The organism is Neobacillus sp. PS3-34 (assembly GCF_030915465.1).
Classification (GTDB): Bacteria; Bacillota; Bacilli; order Bacillales; family Cytobacillaceae; genus Neobacillus_A.
The window spans coordinates 1,122,883-1,142,382 of record NZ_CP133267.1 but is presented as its reverse complement, the minus strand read 5'-3'; the positions used below and the strand labels follow the sequence as shown (position 1 = coordinate 1,142,382).

Sequence of the window (19,500 nt, the reverse complement as noted above, 5' to 3'; positions counted from 1 at the left end):
TAGACAGTGAGTGAAAAAGCTTCTGGAGGGATGCCGAATGGAAAAAGGCGATTTATTATACGAAGGAAAAGCAAAGCGGATTTATGCAACTGATGACCCGGGATTAGTATGGATTGAATACAAGGATTCAGCTACAGCGTTTAATGGAGAGAAAAAAGCAGAGATTGCCGGTAAGGGTACTTTGAATAATAAGATTACGAGCCTGCTATTTTCACAGCTTGCGGTAAATGGAATAAAGTCCCATTTTGTGCAGCAGCTTTCTGAAACTGAGCAGCTGGTTAAGCGGGTAACGATTATCCCTCTGGAAGTCGTAGTCCGCAATTATGCCGCGGGAAGCTTTTCCAAACGCCTTGGTATGGAAGAGGGAATAAAACTTTGGCGTCCGCTTGTGGAATTTTACTTTAAAGATGATGCTTTAGGTGACCCGCTCTTAACAGAAGACCATATTTATGAATTACAGCTTGCCACCAAACAGGAAGTGGAAGAGCTAAAGCAGAGGGCACTCAAAATAAATGCGATTTTAACAGGATTTTTTGAAGAAATAAATATTCGCCTTATCGATTTTAAACTTGAATTCGGGAAGGATCCAGAGGGTGAAATTTTGCTTGCTGATGAGATCTCTCCTGATACTTGCAGATTATGGGACCTTAAAACCAATGAAAAGCTGGACAAAGATGTGTTCCGTCGCGATTTAGGCAGCCTGACAGAAGCATATGAAACGGTTTTAGAAAAAATAGGGGGGCAAACAGCATGTTCAAAGTAAAGGTATTCGTCACATTGCGTGAAAGTGTATTGGATCCACAGGGGAAGCGGTAAAGAGTTCCTTGCATTCATTGAACTATGGCTCCGTTAGTAATGTAAGGATCGGTAAATATATGGAGCTTGAAATCGAAAAATCGGATCGGGAAATAGAGGATATCGTCAACGAAATCTGCAGCCGATTACTTGCAAATACCGTAATTGAGGATTACCGCTTTGAAATTGAGGAGGGTGTTGCCCAGTGAAGTTTGCGGTCATCGTTTTTCCAGGCTCGAACTGTGATATCGATATGTACCATGCTATAAGGGATGAACTAGGCGAAGAAGTAGAGTACGTTTCTCATGATGCTGACAGCCTTGACTCGTTTGATGCAATCCTGTTGCCAGGTGGTTTTTCATACGGCGATTATCTGCGTTCAGGTGCGATTGCCCGCTTTAGCAGTGTCATGAAGGAAGTAGTGAAAGCGGCGGCTGCAGGGAAACCGGTTCTTGGTGTATGCAATGGATTTCAAATTCTGCTTGAAGCCGGATTGCTTCCTGGGCCATGCGCCGCAATGAAAGCCTGAAATTCATTTGTGAAAATGTCGAACTGAAAGTAGAGAACAATGAGACGATGTTCACGGCTGCGTTTAATAAAGACGAAATTATCACTGTGCCGATTGCTCATGGAGAAGGCAATTATTTTTGCGACGAAGAGACGATGGAACTATTAAAGAATAACAATCAGATTGTTTTTTCATACAACGGTAAAAATCCTAACGGAAGCATTGAAAATATTGCCGGGATAACGAATGAAGCGGGCAATGTGCTCGGAATGATGCCGCATCCGGAACGTGCAGTCGACCCGTTATTAGGCGGAGCGGATGGCCTCAAGCTTTTTCAATCAATCGTCAAAAACTGGAGGGAAGCATATGTTGTTAAAGCTTGAACCAAGTCCAGAACAAGTAAAAGCGGAAAAGATTTATCAGGGAATGGGTTTATCAGATGAAGAGTTTTCCATGGTGGAAAATATTCTCGGAAGAACACCGAACTTTACGGAAACAGGACTATTCTCAGTAATGTGGTCCGAGCATTGCAGCTATAAAAATTCCAAGCCTATATTGAAAAAGTTCCCGACAACGGGTAAAAGGGTTTTGCAGGGACCGGGAGAGGGAGCCGGAATTGTCGATATTGGGGACGGACAGGCGGTTGTTTTTAAGATTGAGAGCCATAACCATCCGTCGGCGATCGAGCCATATCAGGGAGCGGCGACAGGTGTCGGAGGTATCATCCGTGACGTGTTTTCAATGGGAGCCCGCCTATTGCTCTTTTAAACTCCTTGCGTTTTGGCGAGCTGGATAATGAGCGAGTAAAATATCTATTTAAAGAAGTTGTCGCTGGAATTGCCGGCTATGGAAATTGCATTGGCATCCCAACAGTGGGCGGAGAGGTGCAATTCGATTCCTCCTATGAAGGAAACCCTCTTGTCAATGCGATGTGTGTCGGCCTGATCAATCATGAGGATATTAAAAAAGGGCAGGCGCATGGTGCAGGTAATACGGTTATGTATGTTGGCGCAAGACAGGGCGTGACGGCATACACGGGGCAACCTTTGCTTCAGAGGAACTGAATGAGCAGTCAGAGGATAAGCGTCCGGCCGTTCAAGTCGGAGATCCTTTCATGGAAAAGCTGCTCTTGGAAGCTTGTCTTGAAGCAGTAAAGTCTGATGCGCTTGTTGGCATTCAGGACATGGGTGCTGCAGGCTTGACCAGCTCTTCTGCTGAAATGGCCAGCAAGGCAGGCATGGGAATCGAAATGAATCTTGACCTTGTTCCGCAGCGTGAAGCGGGAATGACTGCTTACGAAATGATGCTGTCCGAATCACAGGAACGAATGCTTCTGGTGATAGAAAAAGGGCGGGAACAGGAAATCCGTGATTTATTTTTACGGTATGGATTGGAAGCTACTTCAGTTGGACGGGTTACGGATGATAAAATGCTCCGCCTTCTTCACAAAGGCGAGGTGGTGGCGGATGTTCCGGCAGACGCTCTTGCTGAAAAAGCACCTGTATACCATAAGCCTTCCTCCGAGCCTGAATATTATCGCGAGTTTCAGAGACTGGAAGAAGAGATTCCGAATGTAGAAGATTACCATGCTGCATTTTTGAAGCTGCTCCAGCAGCCGACGATTGCAAGTAAGGAATGGGTGTACAATCAGTATGATTACATGGTTCGTACCAACACCGTTGTCGCACCTGGCTCGGATGCAGCGGTTGTTCGGATCCGCGGCACCAGAAAGGCGCTTGCGATGACGACCGACTGCAATTCGCGTTATTTATACCTGGATCCGGAAATAGGCGGGAAAATTGCCGTTGCAGAAGCGGCTAGAAACATCATTTGCTCAGGGGCTGAACCCCTTGCCATTACCGATTGCCTGAACTTTGGAAATCCTGAGAAGCCGGAGATATTCTGGCAAATCGAAAAAGCTGCGGATGGCATTAGTGAGGCTTGTCAGGTGTTAGGGACTCCGGTTATTGGAGGCAATGTTTCACTTTACAATGAAACGAACGGAACAGCGGTTTATCCGACACCCGTAATCGGGATGGTCGGACTAGTCGAAGACCTTGACCACATTACCACACAAAGCTTTAAAAATCCTGGCGACCTTATCTATGTCTTAGGCGAAACGGGCAGTGACTTTGGCGGGAGTGAATTGCAAAAGCTGATGTATGGAAAGATTTTCGGAAAAGCGCCTGCAATTGATATAGATTTGGAACAAAAAAGGCAGAGGCAGATACTTACAGCTATTCGTGCGGGTCTCATTTCGTCGGCGCATGATGTATCGGAAGGCGGACTCGCCATTGCACTTTCTGAATGCCTGATTGGCACGAAAGGACTGGGTGCCTGTGTGAATTTAGCTGGTGAGGCAGTCACAGCTCTTTTCAGTGAAACACAATCTCGTTTTATTGTTTCTGTTAAAAAAGAAAACAAGGAAGCATTCGAAAACTTTGTTATCGATGCCTTATTGGCAGGAGTAGTCACCGATTCTTCTATTCTGACTATCTTTTCAAATGATAAACCATTGCTTGAAGCTAATGTACAAGAGTTAGAAACCGTTTGGAAGGGGGCCATTCCATGCTTGCTGAAATCAAGGGTTTAAATGAAGAATGTGGAGTTTTTGGCGTCTGGGCCATCCGAATGCAGCGCAAATCACGTACTATGGACTTCATAGCCTCCAGCACCGCGGGCAGGAAGGTGCTGGGATGGTAGTTACTGATGGTACCGAACTGAAAGGGCATAAAGGCGAAGGTTTGGTCACCGAGGTATTTTCAGCCGATACAATGGAAGAAATCAGCGGCAATGCGACTATTGGACACGTGCGTTATGCCACAGCTGGTGGGAGTGGATATGAAAATGTCCAGCCTCTTCTGTTTCATTCGCAAAGCGGCAGCCTCGCGCTCGCCCATAACGGGAACCTGGTAAATGCCGAGTCCTTAAAGCATCAGCTTGAAGGGCAGGGCAGTATTTTTCAAACAAGCTCTGATACGGAAGTACTTGCCCATTTGATTAAAAGGAGCGGCTTTTCTGAATTAAAGGACAAGGTGAAAAACGCACTGACCATGTTAAAAGGGGCTTATGCCTTTCTAATTATGACTGAAAAAGAAATGCTTGTTGCTTTGGATCCGAATGGGCTGCGTCCATTGTCTGTCGGCAGAATTGGCGATGCGTATGTGATTGCTTCTGAAACGTGTGCATTTGATATTGTTGGTGCAGAATTTGTCAGGGATGTAGTCCCAGGGGAACTCCTGATTATCAATAACGAGGGAATGCGCTCGGAAATATTTTCATTGAGCACAACGAAATCGATTTGCACAATGGAATACATTTATTTTTCAAGGCCGGACAGCAACATTCACGGCATTAATGTTCATACTGCCAGAAAAAATCTCGGAAAGCGGCTAGCTGTTGAAGTACCGATTGAGGCCGATGTCGTAACAGGCGTTCCTGATTCGAGTATTTCGGTAGCGATTGGCTATGCAGAAGCCTCAGGCATTCCTTATGAAATGGGCCTCATTAAGAACAGATATGTGGGCAGAACGTTTATCCAGCCTTCTCAATCTTTGAGGGAACAAGGGGTAAAGATGAAACTTTCTCCCGTAAGAGGAGTAGTTGAAGGTAAAAGAGTCATCATGGTTGACGATTCGATTGTACGGGGGACGACGAGCAGGCGGATTGTCTCCATGTTAAAAGAAGCGGGCGCAACAGAAGTCCATGTCGTCATTAGCTCGCCTCCGATTAAAAATCCATGTTTCTATGGCATCGACACATCGACTAGAGATGAATTAATTGCCTCGAAAAACTCAGTAGAAGAGCTTAGGAAAATAATTGGGGCTGATACACTGACATTTCTAAGTGTAGAAGGAATGATTGAAGCGATAGGCCATAGCACTGACGGGAGCTCACACGGGCAATGCCTTGCTTGTTTTACCGGAAATTATCCGACCGAGATTTATCCTGAAACAGCGGCATCTACACTTCAGAAATGTTAAAGTCCTAGGAGGTATAGTAAATGGCAAATGCGTATAAACAAGCCGGTGTTGATATCGAAGCTGGTTATGAAGCGGTGACGAGAATGAAAAAGCATGTGGATCAGACTAAGAGGCAAGGCGTAATGGGAAGTCTTGGCGGCTTTGGCGGAATGTTTGATTTGTCTTCTTTGAAATTGAAAGAGCCGGTATTGGTTTCAGGTACGGACGGAGTAGGGACAAAGCTGATGCTTGCATTTTTATGTGATCGGCATGATACGATTGGTATTGATGCTGTTGCCATGTGCGTAAACGACATCGTCGTCCAGGGTGCTGAGCCTTTATACTTTTTGGACTATATTGCCTGCGGGAAAGCGATCCCTGAAAAAATAGAAAGTATTGTAAAAGGTATCTCTGAAGGCTGCATCCAGGCTGGCTGCGCCCTTGTAGGTGGTGAAACCGCGGAAATGCCTGGCATGTATTCAGAGGAAGAATATGATCTTGCTGGTTTTGCTGTCGGTGCTTGTGAAAAGTCAAACCTGGTATCGGGAGAGGCTATCCAGGAAGGGGATATCCTTATCGGCCTTGGGTCGAGCGGCTTGCACAGCAATGGTTACTCGCTTGTCAGAAAAATCCTCCTTGAAAAAGAAAAAATGATGCTGGATGAATATATAGATGGACTTGGCTGCACGCTAGGCGAAGAATTGCTACGTCCTACCAAAATCTATGTTAAACCTGTTTTATCAGCGTTAAAAAAGTATAATATCAAAGGAATGGCCATATTACCGGGGGCGGTTTTATCGAAAATATTCCGAGGATGCTGCCTGATGGGTTAGGGGCAGAAATTGTAGAAGGCAACTGGCCCACCCTGCCTGTTTTTCAGCTTTTAGAGGAAAGGGCCAATTGGCTCGGTCTGAAATGTATAATATTTTTAACATGGGTATTGGTATGGTTATTGCAGTTGATAAAGATTCTGCTGCTTCATTAATTAGGCACTTCAATGAACAAGGTGAGGCATCATTCGAAATTGGAAGTGTTACCTCTCGTAAAGGTGTGCAAATCGGATGAAGAATATCGCTGTTTTCGCTTCCGGAAGCGGGAGTAATTTTCAGGCAATCCTGGATGCAGTCAATGAAGGAAGCCTTCAGGCTAATGTCAAACTGCTGGTGTGTGACAGGCCGGGCGCATATGTAATTGAACGTGCGGAGCAGAATAGTATCCCTTATTTCGTCTTTTCAGCAAAGGACTTCCCTAATAAAGAAGCCTTTGAGCTGCGTATATTGCAAGAATTAAAGAATGAGGATATTGAATATCTCGTTTTGGCCGGCTATATGAGATTGGTAAGCCTTACCCTGTTAGCTGAATATACAGGGCACATCGTAAATATCCACCCTTCCCTTCTGCCATCCTTTCCCGGAAAGGATGCCATCGGCCAAGCTCTGGAAGCACAGGCAAATAAAAGCGGAGTGACCATCCATTTTGTAGATGAGGGAATGGATACGGGGCCCATCATTGCCCAACAGACAATAGAAATTGATTATAATGAAACAAGAAAGAGTCTGCAGGACAAAATACAGAATATAGAACATCAACTTTATCCTGTCATATTGCAAAAATTACTAACTTGTCAGTGAGGAGACATATGATGATAAAACGAGCATTAATCAGCGTTTCTGAAAAGAGCGGTGTCGTTGAGTTTGCGTCCGAACTCGAAAAACTGGGCTTTGAAATTATTTCAACAGGCGGCACGAAAAAAGCATTGCAGGAAAAAGGCATTGCTGTAAAAGGTGTAAGCGAGATAACCGGATTTCCCGAAATACTTGAAGGTAGGGTAAAAACGTTACATCCAATGATTCACGGCGGGCTGCTGGCGAAAGCTGACGACCCTTCCCACCAGAAGCAGCTTTCCGAGCATGGGATTACACCCATTCAGATCGTTTGTGTAAATCTTTATCCATTCAAAAAAACAATCGCTACACCTGGAACTTCGTTTGAAGAAGCGATCGAACAAATTGATATCGGCGGTCCGGCGATGCTCCGTGCGTCTGCCAAAAACCATAAATATGTGACAGTCACAGTAGATCCGGCAGACTATCCTTCTATTATTAGTGAATTGAAAGAAACTGGTTTAGTTCAAGCTTCCACAAAACAGAGGCTGGCGGCTAAAGTATTCCGCCATACGGCTGCGTATGATGCCTTAATTGCAGAATACATGACCGAAAAAACCGGAGAAGAAACACCGGAAAATTTAACGGTAACATATGAATTGAAACAAGGGCTTCGTTACGGGGAAAATCCTCATCAACATGCTTCGTTTTACCGTAAGCCTCTTGGTTCGACTGTTTCGATTGCCAATGCAGAACAGCTACACGGCAAGGAACTTTCTTATAACAATATTAATGATGCTGATGCTGCAATTAGTATCGTGGGTGAATTTTCAGAGCCTGCAGCCGTTGCTGTCAAGCATATGAACCCATGCGGTGTCGGAACAGGAGAAACAATTTATGATGCCTTCACGAAAGCTTTCGCAGCAGATCCGGTTTCCATTTTTGGAGGAATTATTGCGTTAAACCGTGAAGTGGATGCTGCTACAGCCCAAAAGCTACATGAAATTTTCCTTGAAATCATCATTGCTCCTGCTTTTTCTGACAAGGCCCTGGAAATTTTAAAAGGCAAAAAGAATGTCCGGCTGCTTGTGATCCCTTTAGAGATGGAAAGCAAAAAAGAAACTCGGCTGACTTCGATCGCAGGGGGACTGCTTGTACAGGCCGTAGATGAGTTGTCTTTGGCAGATGCTGAATTAAAAGTAGTAACAAAGAGAGAACCAACTGAGGCAGAATGGAAGGCACTTAAGTTCGGATGGAAGGTAGTCAAGCATGTTAAGTCAAATGCGATTGTGGTATCTAGCGAAGATATGACAATTGGAATCGGTGCAGGCCAAATGAACCGTGTCGGTGCCGCGAAGATTGCACTGGAACAGGCGGGGGATATAGCTGAAGGGGCTATCCTGGCTTCTGACGCGTTTTTTCCAATGGACGACACTGTTGAGGCTGCGGCAAAAGCGGGCATTACGGCCATCATCCAGCCTGGGGGATCTATTAAAGACGAGGATTCAATTAAGAAAGCCGATGAGTATGGAATTGCTATGGTATTTACTGGGGTAAGACATTTCAGGCACTAAGCGTTCGAATTCTTATTTTATTAATGGAGGTTGAAGCCCATGAATATCCTGGTAATTGGCCGAGGTGGCAGGGAGCATGCGATTTGCCGGAAATTGCGGGAAAGCCCCCAGATTAAGAAGGTATTCGCTGCACCTGGAAGCGACGGAATCCGTTCTGTCGCCGATATCATTCCAATCAATGAGAATGAGCAAGAAAAACTAGTTGAATTTGCGAAGAAAAACAAAGTAGGACTGACAATCATCGGAGCAGAAGTTCCCTTGCTTGAGGGTCTCGCCGATCGATTTATTGAGGCTGGCCTCCTGGTATTTGGACCGAAAATGGAAGCTGCCATGATTGAAGGCAGCAAATCGTTCGCAAAAGATTTAATGCAGCGTTATGAAATTCCGACGGCGGACTATCGTGCATTTACTGATTATGAAGAAGCCAGGTCATATATAGAAGAAAAGGGTGCTCCTATTGTCCTAAAAGCGGATGGTGTTGCAGCCGGTAAAGGTGTTGTCGTTGCTTTTTCAAAAGAAGAGGCGCTTGCCAGCCTAGAGGATATGATGATGGATAAGAAATTTGGTTCTTCCGCAGACATAGTTGTGATTGAAGAGTTTTTGACTGGTGAAGAGTTTTCCCTAATGGCATTTGTGAATGGTCCAATTGTAGTACCAATGGAAATTGCGCAGGATCATAAGCGGGCATATGATGGAGACCGTGGACCGAATACAGGCGGAATGGGTACGTATTCTCCTGTACCGCAAATAGGGGATGACATAATAAAAGCGGCGGTCGAAACCATTTTAAATCCTGTAGCCGCTGCGCTGGTTAACGAAGGCAGAAGTTTTTGCGGAGTATTGTTTGCCGGCTTGATTAAAACAGAAGCACGCCAAAGGTTATCGAGTTTAATGCCCGCTTCGGTGATCCGGAAACTCAAGTTGTTTTACCGAGGATGAAATCAGACCTTGTCCAAGTCATCATGCAACTTTTAAACGGCGAAGTGCCAGAGATTGAATGGGAAGAGGAGTCAATGATCGGTGTTGTGCTCGCTTCAGGAGGATATCCAGAGGCTTATTACACGGGGAAGGTTATTAATGGTTTAAATCAAATAAGCAGAGATAGTTACCTTTTTCACGCGGGCACGGTTAAAACGCCGGATGGAGAATGGAAAACTGCTGGGGGACGGGTTCTACTCGTCGGTTCAAAAGGATCATCGATAAAAGAAGCTCAAAAAAAGGTTTATCATGAAGTTGATAAAATAACTGCTGAAGGTGTTTTTTACCGCTCAGATATTGGTTATCGTGCACTTAGTAACTGTAATACACTTTCATAATATGAAGAGGCTGTCGTGCTCTGTCGTGAATGACGACTGAGCACGACAGCCTTTTTTTGATGGGTAAAGTATCGTTTTCGCCCTGAAAATGCAAACTTTTAGGTTAAAAAATGACTTTTTAGGAGCTTTTTTGAAGCAAAAACTAGATTTTTAGATTCAATAGTAATTAAAATAAATTATTTCCTCTTTTCATCTCATAGCTCGGTTGTTAATTGTTATTTCCCTGCTTGAAAAATTTATAGAGAAGTTTGCCAGTTATTTCGGATCCTGAAACCAGTGAAATAGTCCGGACAGCATTCGTGTTGCTAAGCGGAATGACCCTAACCTTTGGGTTGTCCAGATGGCGGACCGTATTTTCTGGGACTACAGTAATTCCTGCACCTGCGGCAACATACCCGATTAGATGTTCACTAAATTCTATCTCTGTTGCTACCTTCAATTGTTTTCCCGCATCGTTCAAAATACCAGCAACGCATTTTCTAATACCACATTTTGGCGGATATAAAACGAAAGGCTCCTCACTGATTTCTTCAAGTAATACAGATGGATAAACGGAAAATTTATGGCCTACAGGTAATATAGCGTATAAGGCTTCATTATATAATTTCGTATGCCAAAAGAAATTATGAAAATGCACTCCCTCCAGGATTGCTGCATCCAATTCCCCTTTTTCCAAAAGAACAGCCAAGTCCGGGCTAGTATTTTTAATTACGATTTCGAGTTCAATTCCTTCTTTCTTTGCTTTAAGGTTTTTAGGCGGAATGTAGGAACCTGCAAGACTTGGCAGCGTACCTAACCTGTATGTTTGTAAGGCTTTTAGCTTTTTCAAATCTTTTTCGATAGAGGAATATTCTTCAAGAAGGGGATGAAGTCTTGTATATAATAAAATTCCTGCTTTTGTAAGCTCGACACCCGATGCAGACCGCTTGAATAAGGGTACTCCATAGTGCTCTTCAAGAATTCTAATTTGCTTACTCAACGCTTGGTGTGAAATATTTATTTTTTGGCTCGCCTTTGACATGCTTTTTTCAATTGCGGTTTCTATGAAACTATTAAAATACTCGAGATTCATATACATCATCCTTTAGGAGTAGCTCGAATTAACTTTATATACCATTTTTATCCTAAAGAAACGAGAGCTGCAACTAAAAGTTACAGGGCAGAAAAATAATGATTATTTTTCAGAAGGAGTTCCTGCGATACGATTAAATTAATCTTATAACAAAAGGGTGATTTAAATGAAAGTATCAGTTATCGGAACAGGGCGGATGGGCAAAGGTATCATTACAACCGTTGCTCCCATTGTCGACGAACTCCTTTGGGCTTCAAGAAATGAAGATCGAGTTCACGCTTTAATTGAGGAAAATAAATTTACCGATATTGTTCCAGTTTCATATGAAGAAGCATTGCAGGCAGATATCATTATTCCTGCCCTTTTGTTTAGGGATCTTATCCCATGGGCGAAAGAAAATAGTGAGAAACTGGAAGGGAAAATACTTGTCGATATCACCAATCCTTTTACAGAAGACTTTACTGACTTCACATTAAAATGGGGTCAATCTGCTGCAGAGGAGTTACAGAAGGTGGTTCCTGAGGCTAATATCGTTGGTGCTTTTAAGAATACCTATTTTCAAGTTTTTTATAAACCGATTTACGACGGAGTGAAAAGTGATGTTTATATTACATCAGATCATCCATACGCAAAAGAAATAGTCATGAATCTTCTCAAGCCAAGTCCCTTCAGGATTCTAGACGGTGGAATGTTGAAAAATAATCGGATTATAGAAAGATTTACTCTATTTGAAAGGGAAATGGCAATCAGGTATGGAAATTATCCATATATCTCAAATCGGCTATTCGGGTTGAAGGCACCTGCTGAGAAACCAACATTGGAGCAACAGTAATTTATTGAGTCATGAAAAGGAGGAGTAAGGATGTTTATCATTAATCTGAATTATATTAAACCACTAGAAGAGATCGATAAACTTAGAGATGAACACGTTCAATTTTTAAAAAAATATTATGCCGACTGGCCTTTTTCGATGTCCGGCGTAAAGCACCAAGAACGGGAGGAATTATCATTGCGGGGAGGGCAACAAAAGCTGAGTTAGAAACAATCATTCAAGAAGATCCTTTCTGGAGAGAAAAAGCGGCAGAGTATGAAATCCTTGAATTTAATGCATCCATGAGCGCGGAGAATTACGCTTCATTTTTTGAATAATAGGTCAATCGAAATGGAGAGATAAAATGAATCAGCACGAGATTGTTCATACCATTGTGTTCCCTCTTAATAATGAAGGAGGAAATCCATGTCCGGTCATTTTAAACAGTGACCATCTTTCATCGAAAGAGATGCAGGCCATTGCCAGGCAATTGGGACATGAAACCTGTTTTGTCAGCACGTCCAAGCACAAAGATTGTGAATTTCAATTTCGATATTTTGTACCTAATAATGAAATGGAAATGTGTGTCCATGCGACAATTGGCAGTGTTACAGTATTGGTAAACAAAGGAATGGTAAAAAATTCACCATTAAATATTGATACCTTATTAGGCCCATTCAAGCTGAGTGGAGCTTAGCGGGTGGTGAAATTGAAGTAGAGGTTACTCAATTCCCTCCTAAAGTTTGCGAAAAAGTCCCTCCCATCGAAGACGTTAGCAGGGCATTAAATGTGAAGCCTGCAGAGATCGAAGCGGCTGGAATAAAGTCTGTGTCCACATCACGTTTTAAACTTTTAATTCATATAAAGAGTACCGCTATTCTCCATAAGCTGTCCCCAAATTTCCCTTACCTATGGGAAATATGCGAAAAATATGGTGCAACTGGATTTTATCCATTTTCCATAGAGGATTATGATGAGAAGCTTGTGCAGGCTCGGCAGTTTCCGAACAAAGCAGGTTATGATGAGGACCCTGCAACAGGAGTTGCGGCGTCGGCTCTTGGTACTTATTTTTATTTGAACAAAAGCTTTAATGAAGATTTAACAGGAGTGGATACGTATAAAATCGTGCAAGGTGTCTCAATGGGAAGGCCAAGTTATATTGAGGCTAATGTATATAGTGAAAATGGTGAAATTACGATGACTAGCATAACCGGAAAAGCGATGCTCCTTTGAAGGAGAGGTCCTGTTCATCAAACCTCTCCAACCCTTTACTCTTTATTAAGTCTCAGAACGAAATGTTTTCCCCATTTCCTGGCCAAGACCAAAGTAATGGCGGAAATTATAAATGAGAGGACTCCATTTTTTAGGGTCAATATGTTGGTGATTAACCAATATATCTTCATGTGAATGTACTTTCAGAGCCTCTGTTTCAATGATGGCAAAATGAGTGGAATACTTTGGAACACGGATATCCCTTACGATGGCTTCAATTTGAATTGGGCATTCTGCTATTCTTGTAGGAACTACATCGTGAGATTCTATTGCAGTGAGCCTGCTAGCATAATATTTATCCTTTTCGTAGGAAAACCCATGTTCTTTTTTATAGTCGGGTACAGGATTTTTACCAGTGAAAGGGCCAGGCGTTCTACATTTTCCCAAAGTATAGGATTCGGAATGTTAATTACACACTCACGATGAGCTTCAAGATTTTCAAAGGCTTTTCCTCCGGTTCCTATTCCGAGGATAATGTAATCTCCCAATGCCCAGGAGGAAGAAATCGGACTAATATTAGTCGAGTTATCGGAGTTAAGGGTGTTTAGTAAAATAACAGGCGTACCGTAATAAAGTATTTTGGGATTTATGACGATAGATTTTGAACTAATTAATTCTGGTTTCAAGGTAACCTCTCCTTTTTTCTTTTGTAAAATCATAATAAACGATTATTAATTCCATAATGATCGAAATATGGAATGCATTTTGGAGTGATAAACATGAATATAAACCCTAACCTGCCAGCAATTGCGGGAATCATAAGTGATCCCTCAAGAGCCGCTATCTTAACTAGTTTGTTGGATGATCGCTTTTACTCCGCCGGAGAGCTTGCCTCTATTGCGAAAATTAAACCTCAAACAGCCAGCTTTCACCTATCAAAATTGTTAGAGGAAAATTTGATTACAGCCGTAAAGCAGGGCAGGCACCGATATTTCCGGCTGCAAAACCAGGAGATCGCACGCATAATTGAAACGCTGCTGACTCTAACTCCGCCAGCACAGGTTAACTCATTAAAACAATCTGTGGAGGACAAGGCAATCCGACATGCGCGAACCTGTTATGATCATGTTGCAGGATATTTAGGTGTCCAATTAGCGGAATCCCTAATAAAAAAAGGTTATATTGCCGATACCCAAGATGGTTTTAAACTTACTGAAGAAGGAGTTACATTCTGTATTTCTTTTGGTATCGATTTAGATGTCATGAGAAAAAAACGAAGATCTTTTTGCCATAAATGCCTGGATTGGAGTGAACGCAAATTTCATATAGCCGGAGCGGTTGGTAATGCTTTACTTGAGAGATTTATTGATTTGAATTGGATTCAACGGCAGCCAAATACCCGTGCACTAGTGATTACCAACATAGGAAAAAGGGAATTCATGGAGAAGTTTTCAATTGATATGAAAAATAGGGAAACAAAAATTAAATAAGTCCATCCTTTTAAAATTCCGCGAAAGCGGAATTTTCCGTTTTTACGGAACGATTTATAAAAATTTTCCGGAATATCGGAAAACGGTTCGGGTATTTCCAATACAATCATGTTAATAAAATCAAAAATAAGCTTGGATAAAAAGTGAATTTTAAAACAATTTAGAAAAAATAATTTTTTTTGGCACGGAACTTGCAAAAGAATTAAGTGTATCAAAATTTTGAAGAAGGAGGGCAAAGGGGTATTTTGTAAACGCTTACCGATGGATAGGATGAAGTTTGAATTGAACTAAAGAATGAACAAGGGGGATTTACATGGATTTAATTGTTATCTTACTTGCGCTCGGACTTTTAATGTTCGTAGCATATCGAGGTTTTTCTGTTATTTTATTCGCTCCGCTTTGTGCACTTTTTGCTGTTTTATTAACTGAACCAGGGTATGTACTGCCATTCTTCTCAGGCGTGTTTATGGTGAAAATGGTCGGCTTTATTCAATCCTATTTCCCGGTATTTTTATTAGGTGCTATTTTCGGTAAAGTGGTAGAAATGTCAGGACTTGCTGAGTCCATTGCAAAAACAATTGTGAAGATGATTGGAGCAAAGAGGGCAATTTTGGCCATTGTTTTGCTTGGCGCTATCTTAACTTATAGCGGCGTAAGTTTATTTGTAGTAGTTTTTGCTATTTTCCCTTTTGCTGCCCATTTGTTCCAGGAAGCGAATATTCCAAAACGCCTAATTCCAGGAACAATTGCCCTGGGAGCATTCACTTTCACAATGGATGCGTTGCCTGGAACCCCTCAAATCCAAAACGTTATTCCAGTTTCATTCTTTAAAACAGATATTTATGCTGCTCCTGTACTTGGTATCCTTGGAGGGATTTTTGTCTTCATTCTGGGATTCATTTATCTGGAGTCCCGCCGCAGAAAGGCAGAAAAAGCTGGAGAGGGCTACTTTGGTTTCGGAACGGAAACCGCCGCAGCAGCCAATGGCCCTGCCGCAATTCAAAAAGGAAACACAGTTCCAGATTTCTCAACACAGCAATCTCTTGGGAAACAGATTTTGGCGTTTGTTCCGCTCGTTTTAGTTGGCGTGATGAATAAAGTGTTTGTTACGTATATTCCTAAATGGTATCCAAACGGATTTGATTTTTCAGCGATTGGATTAAAGACGTACGCGGTGGATGTTCCGGCAGTTGCTGCGATTTGGGCAGTCGAGCTGGCCCTGATTGTAGGGATTATTGCCACTATGGCCTATGATTGGAAACGGGTTACGGTGAATTTTAAAGAAGGACTTAACCTAAGCATTGGCGGATCGCTTCTTGCCACGATGAATACTGGCGCTGAATACGGATTTGGAGGAGTAATTGCCTCACTTCCTGGCTTCAAGTCTATCAGTGACGGAATTTCCGGTACATTTTCTGATCCGCTTGTAAATGGCGCGGTTACCACAACAACCTTAGCAGGTATAACAGGATCTGCTTCCGGCGGTATGGGGATTGCCTTAAGTGCTATGTCTGAAAAATACAATCAGGCTATTGCTGCTGCTAATATTCCCCCTGAAGTAATGCACCGTGTTATTTCAATGGCTTCCGGGGGCATGGATACGCTTCCGCATAATGGTGCAGTCATCACTTTGCTAGCGGTTACAGGATTAACACATAAACAATCCTATAAGGATATTTTTGCGATAACTGTCATTAAAACATTATCCGTGTTCTTTATTATTGCTCTTTATTCTTTATTTGGAATAGTGTAAACGGAAAAGGAATTGTTTTTTTACGGAAGGAGGAACGGTCTTGGGGAAGCTCCTTGAAGGAAAAACAGCTTTTATCACCGGGTCTGCAAGCGGAATTGGCCTGGAAATTGTAAAAGCGTATGCTCTTGACGGAGCAAGGGTAGTGATCTCGGATTTAAACAAAGAAAGCAGTAATTCGGTTGCCTTGGAATTAAAGGATCAAGGGTTTGAAGCAATCTCGGCACCTTGTGATGTTACCGATGAGGAGGCGTTTAAAGCCAGCCTTGAGCATGCATATCAATCTTTTGGCAGCATCGATATTTTAGTCAATAATGCTGGTCTGCAATATGTTTCTCCGATTGAAGAATTTCCAACTGAGAAATTTAAGCTGCTGGTTAATGTCATGCTAACTGCTCCATTCATTGCGATTAAAAACGTATTCCCATTGATGAAGAGACAGGGATACGGACGAATCATAAATATGGCTTCTATTAATGGGCTTGTCGGCTTTGCCGGTAAAGCCGCATACAATAGTGCCAAGCACGGTGTCATTGGTTTAACAAAGGTTGCTGCGTTGGAAGGTGCAGAACATGGCATTACCGTAAATGCTTTATGCCCGGGCTATGTGGATACCCCGTTGGTCCAGAACCAGTTGAAGGATCTTGCTGTGACCAGGAATGTTCAGCTTGAGAAAGTCATTGAGGAAGTAATCTACCCGCTTGTACCACAAAAAAGGCTGCTTTCAGTTTCAGAAATTGCCGACTATGCTGTCTTTTTAGCTAGTGAAAAAGCAAGAGGGATTACAGGCCAGGCGGTTGTCCTGGATGGAGGATATACTGTTCAATAAACCAATTCTTCAATTCGCACGATTAATTTTCAAGGAAAAAGACCCCTGTTTGGAGTAAGATCTAATGGGGGTCTTTCGTATGAAATTTTAGAAATTTCCCATTTTTCAAGTTGTGTTTTGCCGCCTTTTGCTATAATAAGACTAATATAAAGGACAAAGGTGAAATGGCGATGAACCTTGGTATTGATCATATACCTTACAAATGGATAGAAGAAATCATTAATCTCTCGGCAGAACGGATTGTTGTGGTCGACCGTGATGGAGTGATTCGATATATTAGTACGGCTTATTGTGACTTCCTGGGAACGACCGTTGATTTTGCGACAGGACGAAATGTTCAGGAAGTAATCGAAAATACCCGGATGCATATTGTGGCAAAAACAGGGCAGGCAGAGCTGGCCGCAGTCCATCCCATCAATGGAAGCGAAATGCTTGCCAACCGATTTCCGCTCATTGTTGAAGGAGAATTGGTAGGTGCACTAGGGACAGTGATGTTCCTCAATCCTGAAGAATGGTGGGATTATAAAAGAAAAATCCAGCCACTCCTTGAAGAACTAAAATTTTTCAAAACGAAATATGAAAAAGAACTCAAAAGCAAGTATAGCTTTAATGACCTGATTGGAAGCAGTCCTGCATTTAATACATCGAAAAAACTTGCCGAAAGAATTTCTGCAAGTCAATCTGCAGTATTGTTATTAGGAGAATCCGGAACCGGCAAGGAGCTTTTTGCCCACGCGATTCACAATAATAGTACACGTGCATCCTTTCCATTCGTCCCTATCAATTGTGCTTCCATTCCTGAGCATTTATTGGAATCGGAACTGTTTGGCTATGAAGATGGAGCTTTTACAGGTGCCAAAAAAGGCGGGAAAAAAGGGCAATTCCAGGTTGCGAATTACGGCACGATTTTTCTGGATGAAATAGGCGACATGCCGCTTTCTATGCAAAGCAAACTTCTGAGAGTACTTCAGGAAAAAGAAATCCAGCGGATAGGAGGGCAAAGATCTTATGCTGTTGATGTAAGGGTGATTGCCGCAACCCATCGAAACCTTGAGAAAATGGTGGAGGATGGAACGTTTCGCAAAGACTTATACTACCGCTTAAACGTTATCAAAATAGAAATTCCGCCGCTTAGAATGAGAAAGGAAGATATCAGCTTAATCGCAGCCAATTTGTTAAAAAAGCTGGAACAAAAGTTTCATCGTCAGGGACTTCAATTAACTGATGAAGCGATTGAGAGTCTAGAGCTTCATTCATGGCCAGGAAATATCCGCGAATTGGAAAATGTACTGGAGCGGGCAATTAATGTCCTTGATGGAAAAAATATTGATCTTAGCCACTTGCCTCTATATCTACGTGATCAGTACATCCATCTAGATGCCGTCGAGAAGAAGGGGACTACATGGAATTTTACAGAAGGCAGTGTAGACAAGCCACTTCTGCCGCTAAAGGAAACGATTGCAATAGCTGAAAAGCGATCGATTCTCCATGCCATTAATACTGCAGGAGGAAATAAGCAGCTTGCTGCAAAAATGCTTCAAATCAGTAAAACCAGTTTTTATGAAAAATGCAAAACCTATGAGATTCAATAGATTCTTAAGCCTGCTATATAACTGATGCAGGTTTTTTTGGCAGGAGAAATAAGGGGAAATGAGGAGGATTAACATTGGAGACTCTAACATTAATTAAAGGCTATCAAGACGATACGGTTTTAAGGAAAAGCTTTAATGACCTAGCGGAAAGTGTATTTGGCATCCAGTTTGAAGAGTGGTATCAAAAGGGATATTGGACTGAAAAATATAAACCTTATTCCTTTTTAGATGGCAAAAAGATTGTTGCAAATGTTTCAGTGAATAGGATTGAATTACTCATTAATACTGAAAAAATAACGGCTCTGCAAATCGGTACGGTAATGACGCATCCTGACTTCCGCGGCAGGGGATTATCCAGAAAATTGATTGAAAAGGTGCTGGAGGACTATGAAAATAAGTATGACCTGATGTATTTGTTTGCGAATCAGACTGTACTGGATTTTTATCCGAAATTTGGTTTTAAAATAGTGAATGAGCATCTTTTCTCAATGAGCATTCAAAAGGATTCCGAAAGTGTAAATAAAATAATAAGGTTGGATGGAAAAAACCTAAATGATTTAAATTTCATCTATCAATTCGCTTCTAAAAGAGTCCCTCTATCAAATCGTTTTGCAGCAAGTAATACTCAGGAGCTTTTAATGTTTTACTGCCAATATGTTTTTAGCAAGGATATATACTATATTGAATCCGAAGAAGTTATTGCCATCTATCAAACTATCGGAAATGAAGTACATCTTTACGATCTGATAAGCGGAGAAGAAATAAACATAGAGTGTATAGTTCAAAAAATTGCTGGACAGGAAACGGAGAAGATCATTTTCCATTTTACACCGGAATCAGGTAGCACCCTGCAAATGGATATATTCAAGAGCAGCAATACACTATTCGTCCGTTCAGGCAGAGAGGTCGTCTTGCCAGAGTATTTTAAACATCCCATTACCTCTCAAGCATAGATTATATGGAAAATATACAGAACCCGCCATAC

At 42.2% G+C, this 19,500-nt stretch carries 13 protein-coding genes and 7 pseudogenes; 18 read left to right on the top strand and 2 right to left on the bottom strand.

Annotated features, from left to right (window positions below; translation table 11 throughout):
* Positions 1-37 precede the first annotated feature (37 nt).
* The 9 genes and pseudogenes from purC to purD all read left to right on the top strand — a co-directional run bounded on the left by purC (position 38) and on the right by purD (position 9,759).
* Positions 38-763, top strand: coding sequence for a phosphoribosylaminoimidazolesuccinocarboxamide synthase (gene purC / locus RCG23_RS05765; protein ID WP_308178943.1), 726 nt, complete (start codon positions 38-40; stop codon positions 761-763).
* Positions 751-1,004 (top strand): annotated as a pseudogene (gene purS, locus RCG23_RS05760) (phosphoribosylformylglycinamidine synthase subunit PurS). The gene purC and the pseudogene purS overlap by 13 nt, the downstream one beginning before the upstream one ends.
* Positions 1,001-1,686, top strand: a pseudogene (purQ, locus tag RCG23_RS05755) (phosphoribosylformylglycinamidine synthase subunit PurQ). Before purS ends, purQ begins: the two co-directional pseudogenes overlap by 4 nt.
* Positions 1,670-3,896: pseudogene (purL, locus tag RCG23_RS05750) on the top strand (phosphoribosylformylglycinamidine synthase subunit PurL). The pseudogenes purQ and purL overlap by 17 nt, the downstream one beginning before the upstream one ends.
* Positions 3,872-5,286, top strand: a pseudogene (gene purF / locus RCG23_RS05745) (amidophosphoribosyltransferase). Before purL ends, purF begins: the two co-directional pseudogenes overlap by 25 nt.
* Positions 5,287-5,306: 20 nt before the next feature.
* Positions 5,307-6,330, top strand: a pseudogene (purM, locus tag RCG23_RS05740) (phosphoribosylformylglycinamidine cyclo-ligase).
* Positions 6,327-6,896: a phosphoribosylglycinamide formyltransferase gene (gene purN / locus RCG23_RS05735; RefSeq protein WP_308178942.1), complete on the top strand. Its 570-nt coding sequence runs from the start codon at positions 6,327-6,329 to the stop codon at positions 6,894-6,896. Before purM ends, purN begins: the two are co-directional and overlap by 4 nt.
* Before the next feature lie 8 nt (positions 6,897-6,904).
* Complete coding sequence (purH, locus tag RCG23_RS05730; RefSeq protein ID WP_308178941.1) at positions 6,905-8,443, top strand: bifunctional phosphoribosylaminoimidazolecarboxamide formyltransferase/IMP cyclohydrolase; 1,539 nt, start codon at positions 6,905-6,907, stop codon at positions 8,441-8,443.
* A gap of 39 nt (positions 8,444-8,482) precedes the next feature.
* Positions 8,483-9,759: pseudogene (gene purD / locus RCG23_RS05725) on the top strand (phosphoribosylamine--glycine ligase).
* 208 nt (positions 9,760-9,967) lie between these two features.
* On the opposite strand, the gene RCG23_RS05720 reads toward purD, so the two are convergent.
* A complete protein-coding gene (locus RCG23_RS05720; protein WP_308178940.1) occupies positions 9,968-10,831 on the bottom strand; it encodes a LysR family transcriptional regulator in 864 nt (287 codons plus the stop codon).
* Positions 10,832-10,997: 166 nt separating this feature from the next.
* On the opposite strand from RCG23_RS05720, the gene RCG23_RS05715 reads away from it, so the two are divergent.
* The 4 genes from RCG23_RS05715 (at position 10,998) to RCG23_RS05700 (ending at position 12,875) form a co-directional block, all read left to right on the top strand.
* Positions 10,998-11,663 (top strand): NADPH-dependent F420 reductase, encoded by a 666-nt coding sequence (locus tag RCG23_RS05715; protein WP_308178939.1) that lies wholly within the window; start codon positions 10,998-11,000, stop codon positions 11,661-11,663.
* Between the two features lie 30 nt (positions 11,664-11,693).
* The gene (locus RCG23_RS05710; RefSeq protein WP_308178938.1) at positions 11,694-11,870 is read left to right on the top strand and encodes a YciI family protein; all 177 of its coding nucleotides are present in this window, start codon (positions 11,694-11,696) and stop codon (positions 11,868-11,870) included.
* A gap of 136 nt (positions 11,871-12,006) precedes the next feature.
* Positions 12,007-12,339: a PhzF family phenazine biosynthesis isomerase gene (locus RCG23_RS05705; protein ID WP_308178937.1), complete on the top strand. Its 333-nt coding sequence runs from the start codon at positions 12,007-12,009 to the stop codon at positions 12,337-12,339.
* The gene (locus RCG23_RS05700) at positions 12,309-12,875 is read left to right on the top strand and encodes a PhzF family phenazine biosynthesis protein (protein WP_308179975.1); all 567 of its coding nucleotides are present in this window, start codon (positions 12,309-12,311) and stop codon (positions 12,873-12,875) included. Before RCG23_RS05705 ends, RCG23_RS05700 begins: the two co-directional genes overlap by 31 nt.
* Positions 12,876-12,920: 45 nt before the next feature.
* Here RCG23_RS05700 and RCG23_RS05695 read toward each other — a convergent pair.
* A pseudogene (locus tag RCG23_RS05695) lies at positions 12,921-13,525 on the bottom strand (flavin reductase).
* Positions 13,526-13,633: 108 nt separating this feature from the next.
* Here RCG23_RS05695 and RCG23_RS05690 point away from each other — a divergent pair.
* The 5 genes from RCG23_RS05690 to RCG23_RS05670 all read left to right on the top strand — a co-directional run bounded on the left by RCG23_RS05690 (position 13,634) and on the right by RCG23_RS05670 (position 19,468).
* Positions 13,634-14,344 (top strand): ArsR/SmtB family transcription factor, encoded by a 711-nt coding sequence (locus RCG23_RS05690; RefSeq protein WP_308178936.1) that lies wholly within the window; start codon positions 13,634-13,636, stop codon positions 14,342-14,344.
* Between the two features lie 313 nt (positions 14,345-14,657).
* Positions 14,658-16,097, top strand: coding sequence for a GntP family permease (locus RCG23_RS05685; RefSeq protein ID WP_308178935.1), 1,440 nt, complete (start codon positions 14,658-14,660; stop codon positions 16,095-16,097).
* A 40-nt stretch (positions 16,098-16,137) separates the two neighbouring features.
* Positions 16,138-16,923: a 3-hydroxybutyrate dehydrogenase gene (locus tag RCG23_RS05680; protein ID WP_308178934.1), complete on the top strand. Its 786-nt coding sequence runs from the start codon at positions 16,138-16,140 to the stop codon at positions 16,921-16,923.
* Positions 16,924-17,093: 170 nt separating this feature from the next.
* Entirely contained in the window at positions 17,094-18,515 is a 1,422-nt protein-coding gene (locus tag RCG23_RS05675) for a sigma-54 interaction domain-containing protein (protein ID WP_308178933.1), read from the top strand.
* A gap of 74 nt (positions 18,516-18,589) precedes the next feature.
* Entirely contained in the window at positions 18,590-19,468 is an 879-nt protein-coding gene (locus RCG23_RS05670) for a GNAT family N-acetyltransferase (RefSeq protein ID WP_308178932.1), read from the top strand.
* Positions 19,469-19,500: the final 32 nt, after the last annotated feature.